Origin of the sequence: Polaribacter aestuariivivens (assembly GCF_005885675.1) — a bacterium.
GTDB lineage: Bacteria > Bacteroidota > Bacteroidia > Flavobacteriales > Flavobacteriaceae > Polaribacter > Polaribacter aestuariivivens.
On record NZ_VANR01000005.1, the window covers coordinates 202460 to 221970 of the forward strand.

Below are 19511 nucleotides of genomic sequence, written 5' to 3' on the forward strand. Positions count from 1 at the left end.
ATTATCACTCAAGCCTATTTTCTTCATTTTTACCTTCTTTAATATCTTGAGTAAATTCTCCTAAAACCTTGGCTATAGCTCCCTCAATTCTTTCTTTATCAGTATCATACTTAGGGTTTAACCCTTTTTTCTCTGGAAAATGCTCTATAGTTACAGTTGTAGATGGGAAAGCAAAATCTACACCTAGCTCTTTTGCTAATTTAACAACAGCAATGTGCAATCTATGTTTTGATGATTGCTCTACACCCCAAGCCAAACTTTTAAAATAAACATTTACCATCACTAATAATGCAGAATCTCCAAATCCTGTAAACTCCACATTATAAGAGTCTGATCGCGTTTCAGGATGTGCAATAATTATTTCTCTTACTCCTTTTACAAAAGCTTCAATTAATTCTGGTGGTGTATCATAACGCAAACCTAAGTTTGTATTGTATCGTCTAAATAAACGTAACCCTTTATTATTAATAACAATTTCTGATAATTTACTATTCGGTATTTTATATACAGAAGTATCTGCAGCTCTTACACTTGTAGATCTAAAACCAACTTTTTCTACAGTTCCAACAACTTCTCCTGCCTCAATCCAATCTTCAATATGAAATGGCTTGTCAAGAAAAATCATAATGGTACCAATTAAATTCTTTACAGTGTCTTGCGAAGCTAATGCAACTGCCAAACCTCCAATTGTAGCTCCTGCTAACATAGTTGTAGCATTTACACCAAATAAGAGCAATACTTTAAAAATACCGATTACAATTACCAAACCTGTAAGAAAGCTGTGTAAAATAGGCACTAATTGATCATCTAACCTACCATGAGTTCTTTCTGTAAATTCAGAATAAATACGCATTACAACTTTTACTAATTTTAAAAACACGTAAATCCAAAAAACTGTTTTGGCAATATTTAAAGCAAGAAAAACAAATGTATTTACTTCTAAAACAAATTGTAATGATGGAAAAAATTTATCTACAAATGCAACTGAAATTAACAAACTTATAGGATGTGCCAATTTTTTTAAAACTTTATCAACTTCTAAATTTGTATTTTTTGTTATTTGATGTTGTATTTTTTGAAGTATGAAAAAAGCTATTTTTTTAGTGATAAGAAATATGATGTAAGTACATATCAACAATAATAAAAGTGCTACAAATTGCCATAATTCTATTCCTAGTACTTTTTTGTGACCAGAAACTGGAATAATATCTTGTAATTTTTGTACATACCAAGGAAAAACCTCTTTATACATACTCTCTATTTTTGTTACAGTTTCTGTAGAATAATACCATTTGCCATTTACCTTTTCTACATAAATTTGTGGCATTCTTTCAGGAAACAATACATATTTAGAGTAGGCTGAATACCCTGTAGAATCTTTATATTTTGGGTCTGTTGGAATTTTATTTACATCTACATACAAACCTTTACCATCTAAAACTTGCTTGATTTTAATTGCCTTTTTTATCGCAACTTTTTCTGATAGGCCAAAAATAGTTTTTGCTGCTTTTTTGGGCTCGTAAGAATCTGATTGTAAAAAATACAAATGTGTATAAATAGTAGCATGAGGGTTACTTAAATCTACCTTAACTGAATCTTGTTCTTGACTCTGAGCAGTTATAAGTAAAGGAAAAAACAATAATAAATACAAAAAATGCTTCATATTAGTTTTTGATAAATATTAATTAAAAAACAAATTTAAACCTTTTCATTTTTTTAGAGTCAAAGATGTATAAATAATAAACAAAAAATAAATGAAAAAAATAATAAGCATATTCGTAATTCTTTTAACTGTAACATTTTCTGCTCAAGCTCAGAAACAAAACAAAAAAGGTACACCTGAAAAACAAGTGCAAAGAGCTTTAAAAAAGTTGACTGCAGATTTAAATTTATCTGACGTACAACAAAATGAAATTAAACCTTTATTAATTGCTCAAATAGAAGATAGAAATGAAATGATGATGAAGAGAAAAAAATTGAAAGACGCAGATAAAAAACCATCTAAAGAGGAAAGAAAAATGATGAGAAAAATGAGAGATGAAAAAGAAGCTGCAATGGATAAAAAAATGAAAAGTATTTTAACAAACGAGCAATACCTTACGTTTGAAGAAATTAAAAAAGAACAAAAAAATAAAAGAAAAAAGAAACAGTAGCTAATTTTTTGGGTTGATTGATTAGTTTATTGATAAGGCTCAGATTCTTCATTGAATCTGAGCTATTTTATTTTAAATATATAACCTAAAATTCTGTTAAAGAGATATTTAACATTAAACCTTTTTAACTTTTTAAAGTCTTACAATTATATAAACAAAACATTAAAATTTAAAAAAATGAAAAACTTAGTAAGCATTTTAGTATTGGTATTCGCGTTTACGTTTACAACACAAGCACAGAAAAAAAGAAACCACAAAAAACCACAACTTTCTGCAGAACAACATGCAGATTTAATGGTAAAAAAAATGACATTGTCTTTAGATTTATCTGAAAAACAGCAAAAGCAAATTAAGCCACTTTTAACTTCAAAAATAGCTGAAAGAAAAGCTTTTATGGAAAAAAGAATGGAGGCTAAAAAAGAAGATAAAAAACCTACTGCAGACGAAATTTATGCTGTAAAAAGTAAAATGCTAGACAATCAAATTGCTATGAAAAATAGCATGAAAAACATCTTAAATAAAGATCAGTTTGAAAAATTTGAGAAAATGCAGAAAAGAAGAAAAATGATGGTGTTAAAAAAAATGAAAGAGAGAAGAATGGATAAAAGCAACTGGAAAAAGAGAAGAAAACAATAATTTTAGTTTGTAAAAACATTATAAAAAACCCGATTTATAGCTTATAAATCGGGTTTTTTATGTTTACATTACTCTTTAAACCAACTAGAATATTTCACGTAGTTATTGGCAATTCTATCAATTTCTCCAGAAATTAATTCTTGCGAAATGTCTTTCACTTTTTTTGCAGGAACACCTGCATAAATACTTCCACTTTTTACATGTGTGTTTTTTGTAACTACTGCACCTGCAGCAATAATTGAATTAGATTCTATAATGCAATCATCCATAATTATAGCACCCATACCAACCAAAACATTGTCGTGAATTGTACAACCATGTACAATAGCATTGTGGCCAATTGAAACATTATTACCAATAGTTGTGGGCGATTTTAAATAGGTTGCATGTATTACAGCTCCATCTTGAATATTTACTTTATTTCCAATTTTTATAAAATGGACATCACCTCTAATGACAGCATTATACCAAATGGAACACTCTTTACCTAACGAAACTTCACCAAGAATGGTAGCGTTTTCTGCTACAAAGCAATCCTTTGGTATTTGTGGATGTTTTCCGTTTACTGTTTTAATAATTGGCATAATTTTCTATTTAAAATACGATAACAAATTCGCTTTTTGAGAGGCAGAAACTAAAATTTCTTTTCCGTTAGAAACTAGTACACTACCACCTTTTCCTTTTTTATATTTGATAATCGCATTTACATTTACCAAATACGATTTATGTATTCTTGCAAATGTATAATCACTTAGTGCTTTTTCGAAATATTTTAAGGTTTTACTTACCAGTTTTTTAGAATTTGCCAAATGAATTTCTGTATAATTATCATCAGCTTTACAAAAAACAATATCGTTAATATCTAAAACTTCAAAACCATCTTGTTGCGGAATGGTAATTTTGCCTGTTGCCGAATTTGATTTTGGTTTTAAAATTTGATGCTGTAAATCGTTCTCTTTTTCTTTAATATCTGTTACAATATTTACAGCTTTTATTAACTCGTCTATTGAAATTGGTTTTAGTAAATAATAACTAGCATGGTTGTTTAACGCTTCAATTGCATAATGATCGTAAGCAGTTACAAAAACGGTTTCAAAAGTTCTGTTTTCTACTTTTTCTAACAAATCAAACGCATTTCCAAAAGGCATTTCTACATCTAAAAAAACCAAATCTAATTCGTGTTTTTTGATTAAAGTATAAGCTTCTTCAATATTACTTGCTTCTCCTAATAAAGATACATTTGGGCAGTATTTGCCTATATAATTTCGAAGAATTTCTCTACTTATTTGTTCGTCTTCTACAATAATTGCTTTTAATTTCATAAATTTTAATTTTTAGAAGCAGAAACCTGCTTTTCGCACTCGCTTTTTTTCTGAAAAAGAAAAAAGAGCTCAAACAATTGCTTCAATCAGGGCTAACCTTGTTTGCCAACTTTAGGCCTTTTTTAATAACAATGCTACTTTTGTACCTTCTCCATTTTCCTGAATATTAGAAACTTTTACAGAAATACGGTCTTTGTACATATTGTTTAAAATCATAATTCTATTTTTTATGGTACTCATTCCTTTCGATTTTTGTTTTAGCTGATTTTTTGTTTTTAGTGCTTGCGATTTCGCTCTTCCAATTCCATCATCAACAATTGTAATTAATAACGTATCAACATTATTTTTTTGGATTGAAATTTCTAAGTTTCCTTTTTCTTTACGGTACCTTAAACCATGCCAAATTGCATTTTCTATATAAGGTTGTAATAACATTGGCGGAATTAAAAACTTTTCTAAATCAATAGTTTCATCAATAGTTATTTGATAATCGAACTTATCTTTAAAACGATTGTGTTCTAATTTTACATACAACTCTAAAAGTTCAACTTCTTTATTAAGTGGAATAAAATCTTCGTCAGAATTTTCTAAAACGGAACGCATTAATACTGAAAATTCTGATAAATAACGGTTTGCATTTCGCTCGTCATTTACAGCAATAAAACTATTTACAGAGTTTAGCGCGTTAAATATAAAATGCGGATTCATTTGAGAACGCATAGATTTTAAAGCCAATAAATTGTTGGCTAATTTTTGTTGTTTGTTATTTCTGTACATGAAATATAAAACCAAAATCATCAATAAAAAACCACCTGTTAAAGAATAAATAATTAGCCTTTGTCGTTTATTACTTTCTTCAGATAATTTTTGATCTATATACGCTAAACTAATTTTACTTTGGGTTAGTTCTTTGTCTTTTTCTAAGCTCGCAATTCTGTTTTGATTTTCGGCAATTTTTTTAGAAAAACGTTTTACTTGTTGAATTTCCTGCTCTTTTCTAACGTATAAAGAATCTACTAAAGACACATATTTTTCGTAATTTTTTAAAGCTTTATCATACTCACCTAGGTTTGCAAACACTTCTGATATTTTTCTTGTTGCATCTTTTTCTACAACAATATCCTTATTTTTTTCTGCATCTTTTCTACTTTTTTCTAAAAAAGGAATGGCTTCTTCATATGCTTCTTTTAAAATATATGCGTTACCAATTTTATAATTAATTTTTTGTGATGTGATAGAATCTGCTTCTAAATCATCTGTTTTATTAAAATCGGTTTTTTTATCTTTTGTTTTTTGCAAACTTTTTTTTCTAAGTTCAATTTCTTGATCATATTGCTTGTTTGCGTTTAAAAAATCAGCCACTTTTTCTTCTTCTTTTAAAACACGATTTAAGTTTTCTTTTTCTGCAAAATTTAAAGAGTTTTTAAAACTTAAATTTGCTTGCTTTGTGTTTCCTTTTGCAGAAAATACAGTTCCTAATTTTGAACTTAAATCAGTAATTTTAGAGGTAATTCCATTTTTTTTGGCAATATCAAAAGCATTTTGATACATTTTTATAGCTTCTTTATAGTTTTTGGTTTCCAAAGCAATGTCACCCAAACCTTCTAACACTATAACTTGCTCATAATTTCTTAACTGTTTATTTTCTAACTCTTGAAAAGTAATTTTACTATTCTTATAATCTTTCAACAAAAATTGAGCTTGTGCTAATTTAATTTTTGTGTCGGTATTTTCTGAAATTTGATTGCTTAATTTGTAGTTGTAAATTGCCAAATCATACTGTTTCCAGTGAACATATATGCTTGCCAACGTTTTATATGTTGCTGCATTTCTTTTTTTACCATTACTACTTTTTAGAGCTTTTTCAATAAAAGACAAACTTTTTTCTATATCTGTTTTTTTATAAAATTTTGCAGAGTCTAGATATTGTAAATAAAAATCTGCTGTAGCATTTTTACTTTTTCTGGTTTTACTATAGGTGTATTTTTGTTCTGGGAAATTTTTTACTAAAATTTTTATTTCTTCATCAGATTTTAATATGTAATAAACCGTTTCAAAATCTGGGTGTCTAACAACCAACTCGTCATTTACTTTAGCTTTTACTTTGTAATATCCAATAAAATCAGAATATTGAAACTGTTTTCCATTTACAGAAACATCTGCATTTTTTATGGGAATTCCAGATGCTTTAGATTCTACAACTACTTTTACATCAAAGCTTTTTTCACTTTCAAGTGCACTATTATTTTGTGCAAAAAATGCTGTATTTAAAAAAAGAAATATTAAAAAAATAAAATTTTTCAAGTTATAATTGCTGTTTAATTTTTGTAAACATACACACAAAAAATCATCTAAAAAAACGTCTTTTTACTACAACTTGGGGTTTTGTAATTGTTTTTATAGCAGTTACTAAATGGTTAATTCTATTCACTCATTAAAAAGAGGTGTTTACTCATTATTACTTTTTTATTTAAAAGTTGCCATTTACTTTTATGAAAAAAACATATCATGATGAAATTTAAAACGCTTTTATTAATTGTATTTGTAACAACTATTTCTTTTAGTCAGAACAAAAATCAAGAGAAATCATTTATTGAGGTTGTAGGTACTTCAGAAAAAGAAATTATACCCAATGAAATTTATGTAGATATTTTCTTAAAAGAAAGAATGGAAAAAGGAAATAAACTGAAATTAGAAATCTTAGAAAATCAGCTTAAAAAAGAGTTGAAAAACATAGGTATTTCTGAAAATAATTTATTTATTTCGGATATCAATTCAGTGTTATCAAAAACTGGTTGGTTTACAAAAGAAGTACTTTCTACAGCAAAATATACTTTAAAAGTAGAAGATTCTAAAAAATTAAAACAGTTTTTTGATTGTTTAGACGAACTTAAAATAACCAATGTAAATATCACTAAAGCAACACATTCAAACATTACTGAGTTAAGAAAACAAAATAGAATTGCAGCCATAAAAGCTGCAAAAGAAAAAGCTAATTATTTATTAAACGCTATTGATGAAAAAGTAGGAAAACCCATAAAAATTAACGAATCAGACACCAATAACAACAATTTTGTTTTTGCAAATAACGTACAGGTTTATGGCTATAAATCTAGTAATGTCAGTAAATTTAAACGAAACAAATCTATTGTTCAATTTGAAAAAATAACGATACAAACGTCTATATATGTAAAGTTTGAAATTGAGTGATTACTATTTAATCAATAATTTTTGTCCAACTGAAATAATATTGTCTGTTAAATTGTTGATTTCTTTTAAATCGGCCACAGAAATTTTAAATCTACGAGAAATGGAATATAAAGTGTCACCTTTTTTAACTTCGTAGTAATTGTCGTCCATTTTTTCTATTACGATAGGTTTTTCGAAAGTTTCACCGTCATTTAACTCTTTAATTTCCTCTGCAAATTCACCTTCTTTTACGTTATCGAATTCGTATAATTTATATTCTTTTATAATTTTTAAAAGTTTTGCTGGGTATTTTCTATCAGTTGCATAACCTGCTTTTCTTAAGCCATAAGCCCATTTTTTGTAATTTTTAATATTGTAAGTAAACAAAAAAGCATATCGTTTTCTTTGAGTTAAAAACAAAGAATGATCATTGTAAGAAGTTTCTGGATATACATATTTTCTAAAACATTCGCCTTTTTCATCATCATCATGATACACGCGTTCACCTTGCCAACCTGTATGACATTTGATTCCAAAATGGTTGTTAGATTTTAATGCCAACTCACTTCTACCTTTACCAGACTCCAAAATACCTTGCGCTAAAGTTATACTTGCAGGTATTTTGTATTCGTGCATTTCTTTTATAGCAATTGGAGCATATTTTTTTATGTACGCCAATGTATATTTATTAAGATTTGAGTTTTCGTTTTCTAAATCTTTTATTAATTCTTTTGCTTTGTCTGAAGGTAATTTAATTGGTTTAGGTTCAACAATTACAACTCCAGGATTTTTTTTATTTACTACCTTTTTTTTGGAGCCACAACTATAAAAAAACAGTAACAAAAGGCATCCAAATAAAACTTTTAACTTCATAAACTTTTTATAATTTGTTGATTTTTCTTCTCTAATTTTCGATTAAAACCTGCTATTCCTTGAAGGCCACCTGTATGAATTGCTAATATTTTACTATTTGTGGGAAAATGATTTTTTTTAACCAAATCTACAATTCCGAACAACATTTTACCAGTATAAATAGGATCTAATAATATGCCTGTCTTTTCTGTAAATTTATTTATAAAATTAATTAACTCTTCGTTATATTTTGCATAACCACCAAAATGATAATCATTTTGTAAACTCCAATTTTTACTATTAATTGTATATTTTTTTATCTCTTCTGACAAAAAATTTCCTTTTAATGCAGGAAAACCAATTACTTTTTGATTGTTTTGAAGTGATTTTATAATTCCAGCAATTGTACCTCCAGTTCCAACAGCACAACAAATATAATTGAAATTGTTGTCTTGATCAGATAAGATTTCTTGACAACCTTCAACTGCTAAACAATTTGTACCACCTTCAGGAATTAAATAAAAGTCGCCATATTTGTTTTTCATTTTTTCTGTAAAACCAAACGAATCTTTTTGCCTGTAGATTTCTCTCGAAATAAAATTAAATTTCATTCCATTTTCATGAGCTTCTCTTAAAGTTGTGTTTTCTTCTAAGGTTTGTTTAAGATTTTTCCCTAACTCATCACCTCTAACAATACCAAATGTTTTAAAACCTGCTAATTTTCCTGCAACTGCAGTGGCCACAATATGGTTGGAATATGCACCACCAAAAGTGAGTAACGATTTCTTTTTAAGTTTTTTAGCTTCTAATAAATTGTATTTTAATTTTCGAAACTTATTTCCAGAAACAAAAGGATGAATAACATCTTCTCTTTTGATAAAAAGTGTTACTTTTTTTTCCTCTAAAATAGGAAGGTGAATTTGTTGGTTTTCAGAAATAAACTCTCGACTAAAAAAAGTATGGGCTGTATTGTGCAATGAACAGTATTTTGACCAACAAAAATACAGAAAGATAGTTTAGTTTGTTTCTAAACTTTAAAAAATATAACTTCGCTAACACGGATTATAAGTGATTAAAACAATATCATAATCGTTTAAGTACTTCTTCTATACAACAAACCACTAAACAATGATAAAATTCTTTAGAAAAATTAGACAAAGATTACTGAGTGAAAATAAGTTCAGTAAATATCTGCTTTATGCAATTGGTGAAATTGTACTTGTTGTGATTGGAATTTTGATTGCACTAGAAATTAATAATTGGAATGAATCCAGAAAACTTGAAAGCAAAAAACAAGAATTAATAATAAACCTTATAAACGATTTTGAGGGAAACATTGAACTATTACAACCTGCAATAAAGCAAAGTGACACTTTATCGTTTAAAATGGATGCATTTTTAACTAATGCTTATTTATCAAACTTAGCAATTTCAGTTGATTCACTCAAAGTATTGGCTGATGGATTTTTTAGACCTGTTTACTTCTATCCATCTATAGTATCTTATGATGAAGCCAAAGCTAATGGGAATTTAACACTGCTTAAAAACAAAGAACTATTTAAAGATTTTAATGCATTTCATGAAGAATTATCTAACTTTCAAAATCTACAAAATGATAGTAGAGAATCTTATTTTAATGGGCCTATGTGGGAATTAAAAAAAGTAGCAGGTTCAGGTGGTGTGTTTATAGGATCTAAAAAAAGTTATATAAAGAATAGTGATGACAAATCTTATATGAAATTGGTTCATCTACCTTTGGCTACTGCTGTTTTTGAAAATGAATTTACTCTAAATTATAATGTAAATTTTCATTTAAAAAACATGAAATACTTTTCTGATAAAATAGTTAAAACCTTAACAGAAATGAAAAAATAATGGAAGCATAACACCACGATTATTTTTTTAACTTTCTTTTGGTCAAGTTTCATAAGCTTCTCAAATTTTCTATTCAGTTTGTATTTGCTAAATTTACGATAAACCAACGTAACAGAACATATTACAAAATTTTAGTAAATCCTCAAAAAAGGAGTTTAAAAATTAGAAATCTGTTCTTCTACTTTTTCCCATTGTTCCATTAAAGTATCTAGTGTTGCTTTTTTTGCTTTGTATTTTTCGAAAAAATTTGGTCTAGATGAAACTTCGTCGTAATTATTAGCCAATTCTAAATCTATCTTTTCAATTTCTTTTTCTAAATCTGCAATTTCAGTTTCAATATTAGAAAGCTTGTTGTTTAGTTTTTTAAATTCTTTTTCTTGCTCTCTTGATAATTGATTTGCTTTTTTCTTAGAAGTATCTTTATCAACTTTTACGACGGTTTTCTTTTCTGCTTCTCGTAAGCTTTCCATTTTGTGTTGCTCCAAGAAATAATCGATATCGCCTAAATATTCTTTAATTTCTTTGTCTTTAAAACCATAAACAGTTGTAGTTAAACCTTGTAAAAATTCTCTATCGTGAGAAACTACAATTAGAGTTCCATTAAAGTTATTCAATGCTTCTTTTAAAACGGTTTTTGAAGCAATATCTAAGTGGTTTGTAGGCTCATCCATTATTAACACATTAAATGGTGATAATAATAATTTACACAAAGCTAATCTGTTTCTTTCGCCTCCAGAAAGTACTTTTGCTTTTTTATCTACAGCATCACCACCAAATAAGAAAGAACCTAACATGTCTCTAACCCGCATTCTATTGGTATCAGTTGCTGCGTCTTCCATAATTTCTAAGACGGTTTTTTCTGGCGGTAAATGTTCTGATTGATTTTGAGCAAAATATCCAACTTCTACATTATGCCCCAATTTTAAATGACCTTCAAACGGAATTTCACCCACCATCATTTTTGCTAAAGTAGATTTTCCTTGTCCGTTTTGACCTACAAAAGCAATTTTGCTATTTCTTTCAATTAATAAATCTACACCTTCTAAAACTTGCTTATTGCCGTAACTTTTAGATAAGTTTTTTGCTTCTACAATAATTTTACCTGGTTCTTTAGAAATGTTAAAACGCACATTCATGGCTTGATTATCATCTTGATCTACTTCAATTAACTCAACTTTATCTAGTTGTTTCATTAAAGATTGTGCCATAGAAGCTTTACTGGCTTTTGCCTTAAACTTATTTATTAAATGCTGTTTTTGCTTAATTTCTTTTTCTTGATTTTTCTGTGCCTGTAACTGCTTTTCTTTAATTTCTCCTCTAAGAAGTAAAAATTCTGAATACGGTTTTTTATAATCGTAAATTTGCCCTAAAGAAATTTCAATAGTTCTGTTAGTTACATTATCTAAAAACATTTTATCGTGAGAAACCAAAACAATTGCACCTGCATAATTCTTCAAAAACTGTTCTAACCAAATAATTGACTCAATATCTAAGTGGTTTGTTGGCTCATCTAATAATAAAATATCATTATTTTGAAGTAATAATTTCGCCAACTCAATTCGCATTCTCCAACCACCAGAAAAAGTATCTGTTAGTTTGTCAAAATCTTCTCTTTGAAACCCTAAACCTTGTAATATTTTTTCTGTATCTCCTTGATAATTATAACCTCCTAAAAGTTCGTAACGTTCTGTTTTATCTGTTAAATCGTGAATTAATTGTGTGTAACCCTCACTTTCATAATCGGTTCTTGTGGCTAATTGTTCGTTAATTGCATCTAGCTCTAATTCAATTGCTTTTATTTCTTCGAAAGCTTGGTATGCTTCTTCTAAAATGGTTCTTCCTTCTACAAAATCTATATCTTGACGTAAAAAACCCATTTTGATATCTTTATCAAAAGCCATGGTACCACCACTTGTTTCTATATCTTTAGATAACACTTTTAAAAGGGTAGATTTTCCTGCACCATTTTTACCAATCAATCCTATTCTATCGCCTTTATTTAGTTTAAAAGTAATTCCTGAGAACAAATCAGTTCCCATAAATGAAACCGTTAAATTATGTACGTTTAACATGAAAATTTTGTAATTTTGTAAGGCGCAAAGCTACTCAAAAAAATAGAGTTATGATGTTTAAAAAAGGGACAAAAATATATAGTATTCTAAAAGGAAAATGTCCTAAATGTCATGAAGGAGATTTTTTCAAGTATAAATTCACTTTTAATCCTTCAAAAATTACTCAATTACACGATAATTGCCCCAATTGTAATTTAAAATACATGATGGAACCTTCATTTTTTTATGGTGCTATGTATGTGAATTACGGAATTACTGTAGCATTATCTATCATTGTTTTTTTAATTTCAAAACTACTTTTCAACTTAACTCTATTACAATCTTTTATCGCAATTATTATTGCATTAATTATTTTAGCTCCCGTAAATTTACGTTTATCGCGAATTCTTTGGATAAATATGTTTGTGAGCTATCATAAAAATAATAACAATTAGGTAGTTTGTTTATATTTGGGTATTAATACGGTAGTATCTACACTATTTTTTGTAGATATTTGGGTTTTACCTTAATTATGAAACAATACATACTTTTTCTCTTCTGTTTTTTTACATTTTTTTCAGTTTTTTCTCAAAAAAATGAAGATTATTATTTAAAGATTATAGATACTACCCAAAATAAAGAATTAAAACTCGCTGCCTTAGATAGTTTAATTTACGACATACGAAATCAAAAAAATCTAGAAAACTTTGCTTCAAGAACAGAACAATATGTAGATTTAGCTATAGAACTAGAAAAATATGAAGATGCTGCAGAATTTGCTATTAGAGGTTTTAATAAAATAAACAGTGCTTTAAATCAAAGAGAGCGTGCACTTGCTTTGATTGAAAAAGTTGAAAATCACAAAAGTAAAATCTCAGACTCTTATTTAATTGGCGGAATTTATCTAAAAAAAGGAGGTGCCTATTCAAGTACAAAAAACTATTTAAAAGCTATTGAAAATTTTACTTTAGCCATTAATAGCTATAAAAACAATAGTAAAGACTCTATATACAAAGCAGATGCTATTCAATTTAGATCGCACGAGTATTTTGATAGCGGGCAATTTATAAAAGCCATAGATGGTTACCAATTAGCAGCAAAATATTACGAAAACTTAGGTGACACACGGTATATGTATTATGCTTTGTCTGGAATTATTAACGTGTATGGTATTAATGGTTTTGATGTTAAAACAATTGAAGAAAGAGAAAAATTAATTGAAAGAAAAAAAGAAAATAACTTCAATTTTGGTTTGTATGTAGATTATTACAATCAATCTTTAAATTACAAAAAATTAGATAGCATAAACAAACAAGAAGAATATCTTTTAAAGTCAAATAATAGTATCGAAAACAGTGATGCTAAACAAGATTTACCAACATACAACCTATTAACTATAAAAAGTAGTTTGGTAAGTTTTTATGCTGAACAAAACAATCTTACAGAAGCAAAAAAATATTTAGATGAAGCTACTGTTTATTTTAACAAAATTGATGAAAAAACCTCATTTGCTGCAGAATATTACAAAGCAAAAGCAAGGTATTTATTTGCAGCAAAAAACTACAACGAAGCTTTAAAACTTGCAAAAAAATCGTTTACAATTTTTAAAGAAAACGCTAGTGTTTCAGGTATTATGGAAAGTAGTGAGCTATTATCTAAAATTTATGAAAAATTAGGAAACGAAAAATCAGCTTATAAATCTTACAAAAATTACACAAAAATTAAAGATTCCATCTTTAGCGTTACCAAAACAAATGCTTTGAGTTACTACCAAACTTTGTATGAAACTGAGCGTCAAGAAAAAGAAATAAATCAACAAAAAACATCTATAAATTTATTAGCTAAAGAAAATGAAGCAAAACAGCGCTTAATTGTTTTTGGTGGTATTGGTATTGTATTTTTATTTCTCATTTTCTTCTTATACAGAAATAAACAACAAGCCATTAAAAAGCGTAAAATGCAAGAGGAATTTTCTCAAAGTTTATTACTTTCACAAGAAGCAGAACGCAAACGAATTTCTAAAGATTTGCACGATAGTTTAGGACAAAGTTTGTTATTAATTAAAAATAAAATTGCTTTAAAAGAAGATGATAATACGAAACAATTGGTAAACAATGCTATTGAAGAAATGCGAAGTATTGCCAGAGTTTTACATCCATTTCAATTAGAAGATATTGGAATTTCGAGAGCTTTAGAAAACTTAATTTCTCAGTTAGATGAAAATTATAAAAACACGTATATTTTTGGTGATATTGATGATATTTCATCTGAATTAAATCAAAATCAAGAAGTAAATTTATTTAGAATTGTGCAAGAATGCTTATCTAATATTATAAAACATGCACAAGCAGATTCTGCAAAAGTAAATTTGATAAACAATAAGAATTCTATAATTATTTCTATCAAAGACAATGGTATTGGTTTCGATTTTTCAGAAAAATATAACGATTTTAAAAGCTTGGGTTTAAAAACTATTAAAGAGCGAGTGAAGTTTTTAAAAGGTACTTTAAAAATAGATTCCGTTAAAAACGAGGGAACTACGTTTACAATTCAAATTCCTAAAACATGAGAGATTTTAAAATTTTTATTGCTGACGATCATCCAATTTTACTAAAAGGTTTAGAAGATTTACTTTTAGAAAAACAATTTAATGTAATTGGAAAAGCTACAAACGGACAAGATGCCCTAAATTTTATTATTAAAAATAAACCTGATATTGCCATTTTAGATGTAGAAATGCCTTTAAAAACTGGTATTGAAATTGCAAAACATTGTAAAAAAAATAAAATTGAAACAAAAATTATTCTTATTACGCTTCATAAAGAAATAGATTTGTATTTAATGGCTAAAAAAATTGGCGTTTTTGGTTATATTTTAAAAGAATTTGCGCTTGATGAAATTGAAACATGTATAGAATCTGTTTCTAAAAACATACCTTATTTTAGTAAAGACATAAAAAAGCATATTGGTTTTACACAAGAATCTGATACTATTTTAAGTGAATTATCACTATCTGAAAAAAGAATTTTAAAACTTATAGCACAACATAAAACCAACAAAGAAATTGGTCATTTATTATTTATTTCTCCAAGAACTGTAGAAAAACATAGAAGTAAAATTATTTTAAAATTAGATTTACCTCACGATACTGGTGCGTTACTTACTTGGGTTTTAAAAAACAAACATTTATTTAACTAAGTAAATCACTTATCAAATCTTTTAATATCTGTTTCGATATCTAAAATTGCTCCATTTTCTAAATGATTGTATAAGTTTTTTGCAACTGTAGGTGCAATCATAACTCCACGAGTTCCTAAGCCATTTAAAACACTTAATTGAGAATATTTTGGATGAACGCCTATCAAAGGTCTTCTATCTTTTACAGCTGGTCTTATGCCTGCTGTTTGATTTATAATTTTATAAGGAGCTGTAATTACTTTTTTTAACTTTTCTACCAATTCTTCTTTCCCTTCAACTGATGGTTTTGAAGTTTTATCTTTATGATTAAAAGTGGCTCCAACTTTATAGTGATGATTTCCTAAAGGAATTAGAAATAATGTAGATTTTAAAATAAAATCGATATTAATTTCTGGAGCATAAATAGTAAGTAATTCTCCTTTTACTTCATCTAAAGGTAAATGTTTAAAATATGGATTCTCCTTTACACCAAAACCTTCGCAAAAAACTATTCTGTTTGTCTGTAAGTTTTCATATTGTATCATTTCCTTTTCAAAAATGATATTTTTATGATTGAATTTCTCGAAACGAATTAAATTGTTTTCTTGCAAATACGTTCTGTAAGCTTTTACTAATTTTAACGTATCTATTCTACCTGCTTCTTTTACATTTCCGAAATTAAAGTCTCCAAAAACACCTTCGTAATTATTTTTATCTAACCTATCATCTAAAAAATAAGCTACTTTTGGCTTATCGAAAGCTGAAAACCAATTATTTTGATCTTCTATAGATTTAAAAGCTTTTTTTATAACAAACTTTTTATCGAATTTTTGACCAATTTTTTTTTCTAAATTTTCATAAAATGGAAGTGCAGTTGCTAATTGTTCTTTTGCATTCCAAACAGGTGTAAATCTTTTTAAAATTACTGGATTATATACTCCACCAGCAACTAAAGACGATGTTTGTGATGCATCTTCAAAAACAAGAAAAGTTTTATTATTTGCTAACAACTCTTCCGCAAAAGCCAAACCTGCTAACCCTAAACCAACAATTATATAATCTACTTTCATACTACAAAATAGCTTTCAATAAAAAAACGCTTGCTTTCACAAACGTTTAGTATAATTTTTATATGCGAATGTTTAATAATTCCACATATCAATTTCTTTGTTTCTGATATCTTCTTTAATTTTATTTGCCTCTAAAAGCTGAAATAAAGAATTTCCACGAACATAATCTTCAATTGCTCTGTTACCATAAATATTTTCTTCTCTAACAATAACTCCGCTAAATCTTCTCGCATTTAATAAGTGGTCGAAAGAAATTGGGTGTGAAGCATTTTGAGGATTAAAAACCTTTGCATCGTGTAAAACATCTCTTGCTGTTGGAAAGAAAATCCAAAATAATTCGTACAACTCTTCATCTTCAATTTCTTGAACCCCTAAAGTCTGTACGTCTTTTCCCATTGGTGCTAATGCTAATAAACGATATTTTAATTCACCTTGACGTTTATCAAAATACCACATTCCTTTAATCATGTATCCTCCAATATCTTGTGCTTGAAGCCTAAAAGTATCTGAGTAACCATTTTCTTCACGAACATTGATTAATCTTTGATCAATTTCGTCTTGTGTTATTCTTGAAGTAAAAAATGAATCTGAATATGCCTCAGTAATTTTACCTTGTTTGATTCCTTTAATTAAGGTATGAAACAAAGACTTTCTATCTGAAGAAATATTGGTCGTATCTATTGGAAAATAATACGGCAAATTTATTTTTTGGTTTAAATCTATAAATTCCCACACTACTTTAGACCACAATACGTCTCTATCATCTACATAACCATAAGGTAATGGACCATCATTATCTGCAGCCAATTGTTGATCGCTTTTTACACCAATTTGATCTACAGATTTTGCATTTAGTAAATTTGCCTGCGCATTTACAATGCCTGTGGTTAAAAGAGCGAAAAATAGTAATACAAAATTCTTCATCATTTTTTTATTTTATTCTAGTTTGTTAACTCGATAGTAACAGGTAACACCTTTTTAAGTTTTACTCCATTTGCTGTTGCTTGAATGTCGTAAATATTAATTTGATCTCCTCTTTTAGCTTTCGATAGTACTTTTTTAGCAGCTGCATTTAATCTGGTTCCGTTTACAATAATAGTAAGTTCTCCAGGAACTTTTATTTTAAAGCTTTGTACTGCTATTTTTAAGTCAAATTCAAAGTCTGGTAAGCCTGCAGAAATAGGTGCATTAGACAAACCACTTTTTGGCATTTTTACAACACCAAATTGTTCTCTTACAGAACCCATTGCTGCTGGTATGTCTTTAATTCTAAAAGTTGCTTTAGAATTTACAGTTTTACCACTACTTAAAGTTGCACTTACATTAATAGTTGCAATGTTTCCAGCGCCTGGACGTAAATTATAACTACTATTACTTCCTGACAATGTACCTCCTGATGCAGAAACTCTTAAATTATTTCCACTAACTCCTGGTAATGATACTGAAATAGGGTTGTTTAAACCTCTATAAACTACGTTCATTTTATCTGCAGAAACTACAGCACTACTTGGTTCTGCAATTACAGAGTATTTACTCTCAAAAGGTATTACTTCTGGTTTACCATCTTGCATGAAAGTAATTTCTCCTTTTATTGTTTTTTCTCCAACATTTCCTGCTGGCATATCTAACAATACTTGTCCGTTTTGAACATTGTTTGTAATATCTTGCCCGTTTAAAGTTACTTTACTAGGAACTAGGTTAGAATCATATCTTCCTAAAACTACCTGACCAGAAACTTTTTCTCCTGCAAAATATGCGGTTTTGTTTAATGATACAATTCCTTTATAGTTATTAGTTGTTAATTTACTATCTGCTTCTAATTGCCCTCCTAAAAGTGATACTAAAACATCGCTTTCCGTATTTTTTACGTTTGCTTGTAATTGTGTAATATTTGTTAATGATGCAATTAAAGGGAAACCTTTATATCTTCTATCTAACCAATCTTGATTGTTATCCGAAGTTGTGTTAAATCTAAACTTAGTTCTTTCATTTAAATCTTTAAAATCTGGACCTAATGTTTTGATTACGGTTTCTCTATAATTATTTATATTATCAACAAATTCTTGACCTTCTTTTGTGTTTTTATCTCCTTGAAAGAAATAATTGTCTAAAAAGTCTGTCTTATCCATTGCTTCATAGTCTTTTTTATCTTCAATATCTGCTGTCATTTTAGACTTTAAATCTGATAGATAACTGTAAAAACTTGCTGAAGCTGCTTTTATTTGTTTTGCCTTTTCGTTTAATGGTTTAAACTTTTCTGGTTGATCTTCTGCTTTTAATGCTAAGCCCTCATAACTTAGTGTATTTTTTTTGCTAGTAGCGTTGTTGCTAATAACAATTTCTTCGTTCATAAAACCAAAAGCTGACAATACTTCTTTACTCATATTCATTGCTAACATTGCAATAAATACAAGATACATTAAGTTAATCATCTTTTGTCTTGCGGACATTTTTCCTCCTGCCATTATAATTAGTTTTTTAAGTTGTTATACGTTTATTTTTAACTAATTATTATTTTGTTGACATTGCTGAAAGCATTCCTCCATACACTCCGTTTAAAGAAGACATATTTTTTGCTAAAGCATCCATTTGCTCTTTTAATCTTTCTGTATTTTGTACAACTTCTGTATTTAATTCTGTTTGTCTGCTAGAATTTTCTACCTGAATTTTATATAAGTTGTTTAAAGACTCCATTTGAAGTGCTGCTTTAGACATTTCTTCATTGTACTTATTAGTTGAAGCTACAGAACCTGATGCTGCTGATAAACCTTCAGCTGCATTTTGAAAATTCTTCATGCTATTTCCTAAGCTTTCCATTAAAGTTGAGTCTATTTTTGCTTCTTGTAATAAGTTATCTAATTTTTGAGACAACATACCATCTGCACCTAATTTCTTTTGTTCTTTATCTGATGAAAAACCATCTTCACCTAATTCTGGATAAACTTTAGACCAGTCTAAATCATCTTCTGGTGCATCAAAAGCAGAAACAGCAAATACTGCAGCTTCTACTAATAAACCTATTGTTAACATAACACCTCCTGTTAAAGGTCCAATAGAGAAATGTTGTATCTTAAATAAAGCTCCAATAATTACTACTGCTGCTCCCATTCCGTAAACGAAATTCATTGTTCTTTTGTAAGATCTTGACTGTGCCATAATTTTTTACTAATTTTTAAGGGTATTGTT

The 19511-nt window shown here is 28.1% G+C and carries 18 protein-coding genes; 7 read left to right on the forward strand and 11 right to left on the reverse strand.

The genetic code is table 11. The annotated features are described in order from the left end of the window. Nucleotides 1–4: 4 nt before the first annotated feature. On the reverse strand, nt 5–1663 hold the full coding sequence (locus FDT66_RS10555; protein WP_138536290.1) for a mechanosensitive ion channel family protein: 1659 nt from the start codon (nt 1661–1663) through the stop codon (nt 5–7). 91 nt (nt 1664–1754) lie between these two features. Between FDT66_RS10555 and FDT66_RS10560 the strand changes: the two genes are divergently transcribed. Beyond that, on the forward strand, nt 1755–2153 hold the full coding sequence (locus FDT66_RS10560; protein WP_138536292.1) for a hypothetical protein: 399 nt from the start codon (nt 1755–1757) through the stop codon (nt 2151–2153). A gap of 177 nt (nt 2154–2330) precedes the next feature. Beyond that, on the forward strand, nt 2331–2789 hold the full coding sequence (locus tag FDT66_RS10565) for a hypothetical protein (RefSeq protein WP_138536294.1): 459 nt from the start codon (nt 2331–2333) through the stop codon (nt 2787–2789). Between the two features lie 68 nt (nt 2790–2857). Here FDT66_RS10565 and FDT66_RS10570 read toward each other — a convergent pair whose 3' ends face one another. From FDT66_RS10570 to FDT66_RS10580, 3 genes are all read right to left on the reverse strand, one after another. Further along, nucleotides 2858–3373 carry a gamma carbonic anhydrase family protein gene (locus FDT66_RS10570; RefSeq protein ID WP_138536296.1) on the reverse strand — a complete coding sequence of 172 codons (516 nt, stop codon included), beginning with the start codon at nt 3371–3373 and terminating at the stop codon, nt 2858–2860. Between the two features lie 6 nt (nt 3374–3379). Further along, complete coding sequence (locus tag FDT66_RS10575) at nt 3380–4111, reverse strand: LytR/AlgR family response regulator transcription factor (RefSeq protein ID WP_138536298.1); 732 nt, start codon at nt 4109–4111, stop codon at nt 3380–3382. Between the two features lie 111 nt (nt 4112–4222). Beyond that, entirely contained in the window at nt 4223–6415 is a 2193-nt protein-coding gene (locus FDT66_RS10580) for a tetratricopeptide repeat-containing sensor histidine kinase (protein WP_138536300.1), read from the reverse strand. Nucleotides 6416–6619: 204 nt separating this feature from the next. Between FDT66_RS10580 and FDT66_RS10585 the strand changes: the two genes are divergently transcribed. Next, entirely contained in the window at nt 6620–7321 is a 702-nt protein-coding gene (locus FDT66_RS10585) for an SIMPL domain-containing protein (RefSeq protein WP_138536302.1), read from the forward strand. 3 nt (nt 7322–7324) lie between these two features. On the opposite strand, the gene FDT66_RS10590 is transcribed toward FDT66_RS10585, so the two are convergent. Both FDT66_RS10590 and FDT66_RS10595 read right to left on the reverse strand, forming a co-directional pair. Then, entirely contained in the window at nt 7325–8173 is an 849-nt protein-coding gene (locus FDT66_RS10590) for a glucosaminidase domain-containing protein (RefSeq protein ID WP_138536303.1), read from the reverse strand. Then, nucleotides 8170–9129 carry a 1-aminocyclopropane-1-carboxylate deaminase/D-cysteine desulfhydrase gene (locus FDT66_RS10595; RefSeq protein WP_394347939.1) on the reverse strand — a complete coding sequence of 320 codons (960 nt, stop codon included), beginning with the start codon at nt 9127–9129 and terminating at the stop codon, nt 8170–8172. The genes FDT66_RS10590 and FDT66_RS10595 overlap by 4 nt, the downstream gene beginning before the upstream one ends. A gap of 151 nt (nt 9130–9280) precedes the next feature. Between FDT66_RS10595 and FDT66_RS10600 the strand changes: the two genes are divergently transcribed. Beyond that, nucleotides 9281–10027, forward strand: coding sequence for a DUF6090 family protein (locus FDT66_RS10600; protein ID WP_138536305.1), 747 nt, complete (start codon nt 9281–9283; stop codon nt 10025–10027). A gap of 155 nt (nt 10028–10182) precedes the next feature. Here FDT66_RS10600 and FDT66_RS10605 read toward each other — a convergent pair whose 3' ends face one another. Further along, nucleotides 10183–12099, reverse strand: coding sequence for an ABC-F family ATP-binding cassette domain-containing protein (locus FDT66_RS10605; RefSeq protein WP_138536307.1), 1917 nt, complete (start codon nt 12097–12099; stop codon nt 10183–10185). 50 nt (nt 12100–12149) lie between these two features. Between FDT66_RS10605 and FDT66_RS10610 the strand changes: the two genes are divergently transcribed. From FDT66_RS10610 to FDT66_RS10620, 3 genes are all read left to right on the forward strand, one after another. Continuing rightward, nucleotides 12150–12533, forward strand: a complete 384-nt coding sequence (locus tag FDT66_RS10610) for a DUF983 domain-containing protein (RefSeq protein ID WP_317130851.1) — start codon at nt 12150–12152, stop codon at nt 12531–12533. 77 nt (nt 12534–12610) lie between these two features. After that, nucleotides 12611–14647, forward strand: a complete 2037-nt coding sequence (locus tag FDT66_RS10615; RefSeq protein WP_138536309.1) for a tetratricopeptide repeat-containing sensor histidine kinase — start codon at nt 12611–12613, stop codon at nt 14645–14647. Then, nucleotides 14644–15276 (forward strand): response regulator, encoded by a 633-nt coding sequence (locus FDT66_RS10620; protein WP_138536311.1) that lies wholly within the window; start codon nt 14644–14646, stop codon nt 15274–15276. The genes FDT66_RS10615 and FDT66_RS10620 overlap by 4 nt, the downstream gene beginning before the upstream one ends. A gap of 5 nt (nt 15277–15281) precedes the next feature. Here FDT66_RS10620 and FDT66_RS10625 read toward each other — a convergent pair whose 3' ends face one another. From FDT66_RS10625 to porL, 4 genes are all read right to left on the reverse strand, one after another. Further along, complete coding sequence (locus tag FDT66_RS10625; RefSeq protein WP_138536313.1) at nt 15282–16325, reverse strand: NAD(P)/FAD-dependent oxidoreductase; 1044 nt, start codon at nt 16323–16325, stop codon at nt 15282–15284. Between the two features lie 72 nt (nt 16326–16397). Then, nucleotides 16398–17252, reverse strand: a complete 855-nt coding sequence (gene porN, locus FDT66_RS10630; RefSeq protein ID WP_138536315.1) for a type IX secretion system ring subunit PorN/GldN — start codon at nt 17250–17252, stop codon at nt 16398–16400. A gap of 14 nt (nt 17253–17266) precedes the next feature. Beyond that, nucleotides 17267–18790: a type IX secretion system motor protein PorM/GldM gene (porM, locus tag FDT66_RS10635; RefSeq protein WP_138536316.1), complete on the reverse strand. Its 1524-nt coding sequence runs from the start codon at nt 18788–18790 to the stop codon at nt 17267–17269. 46 nt (nt 18791–18836) lie between these two features. Beyond that, nucleotides 18837–19481 (reverse strand): type IX secretion system motor protein PorL/GldL, encoded by a 645-nt coding sequence (porL, locus tag FDT66_RS10640; protein ID WP_138536318.1) that lies wholly within the window; start codon nt 19479–19481, stop codon nt 18837–18839. Between the last annotated feature and the right edge of the window lie 30 nt (nt 19482–19511).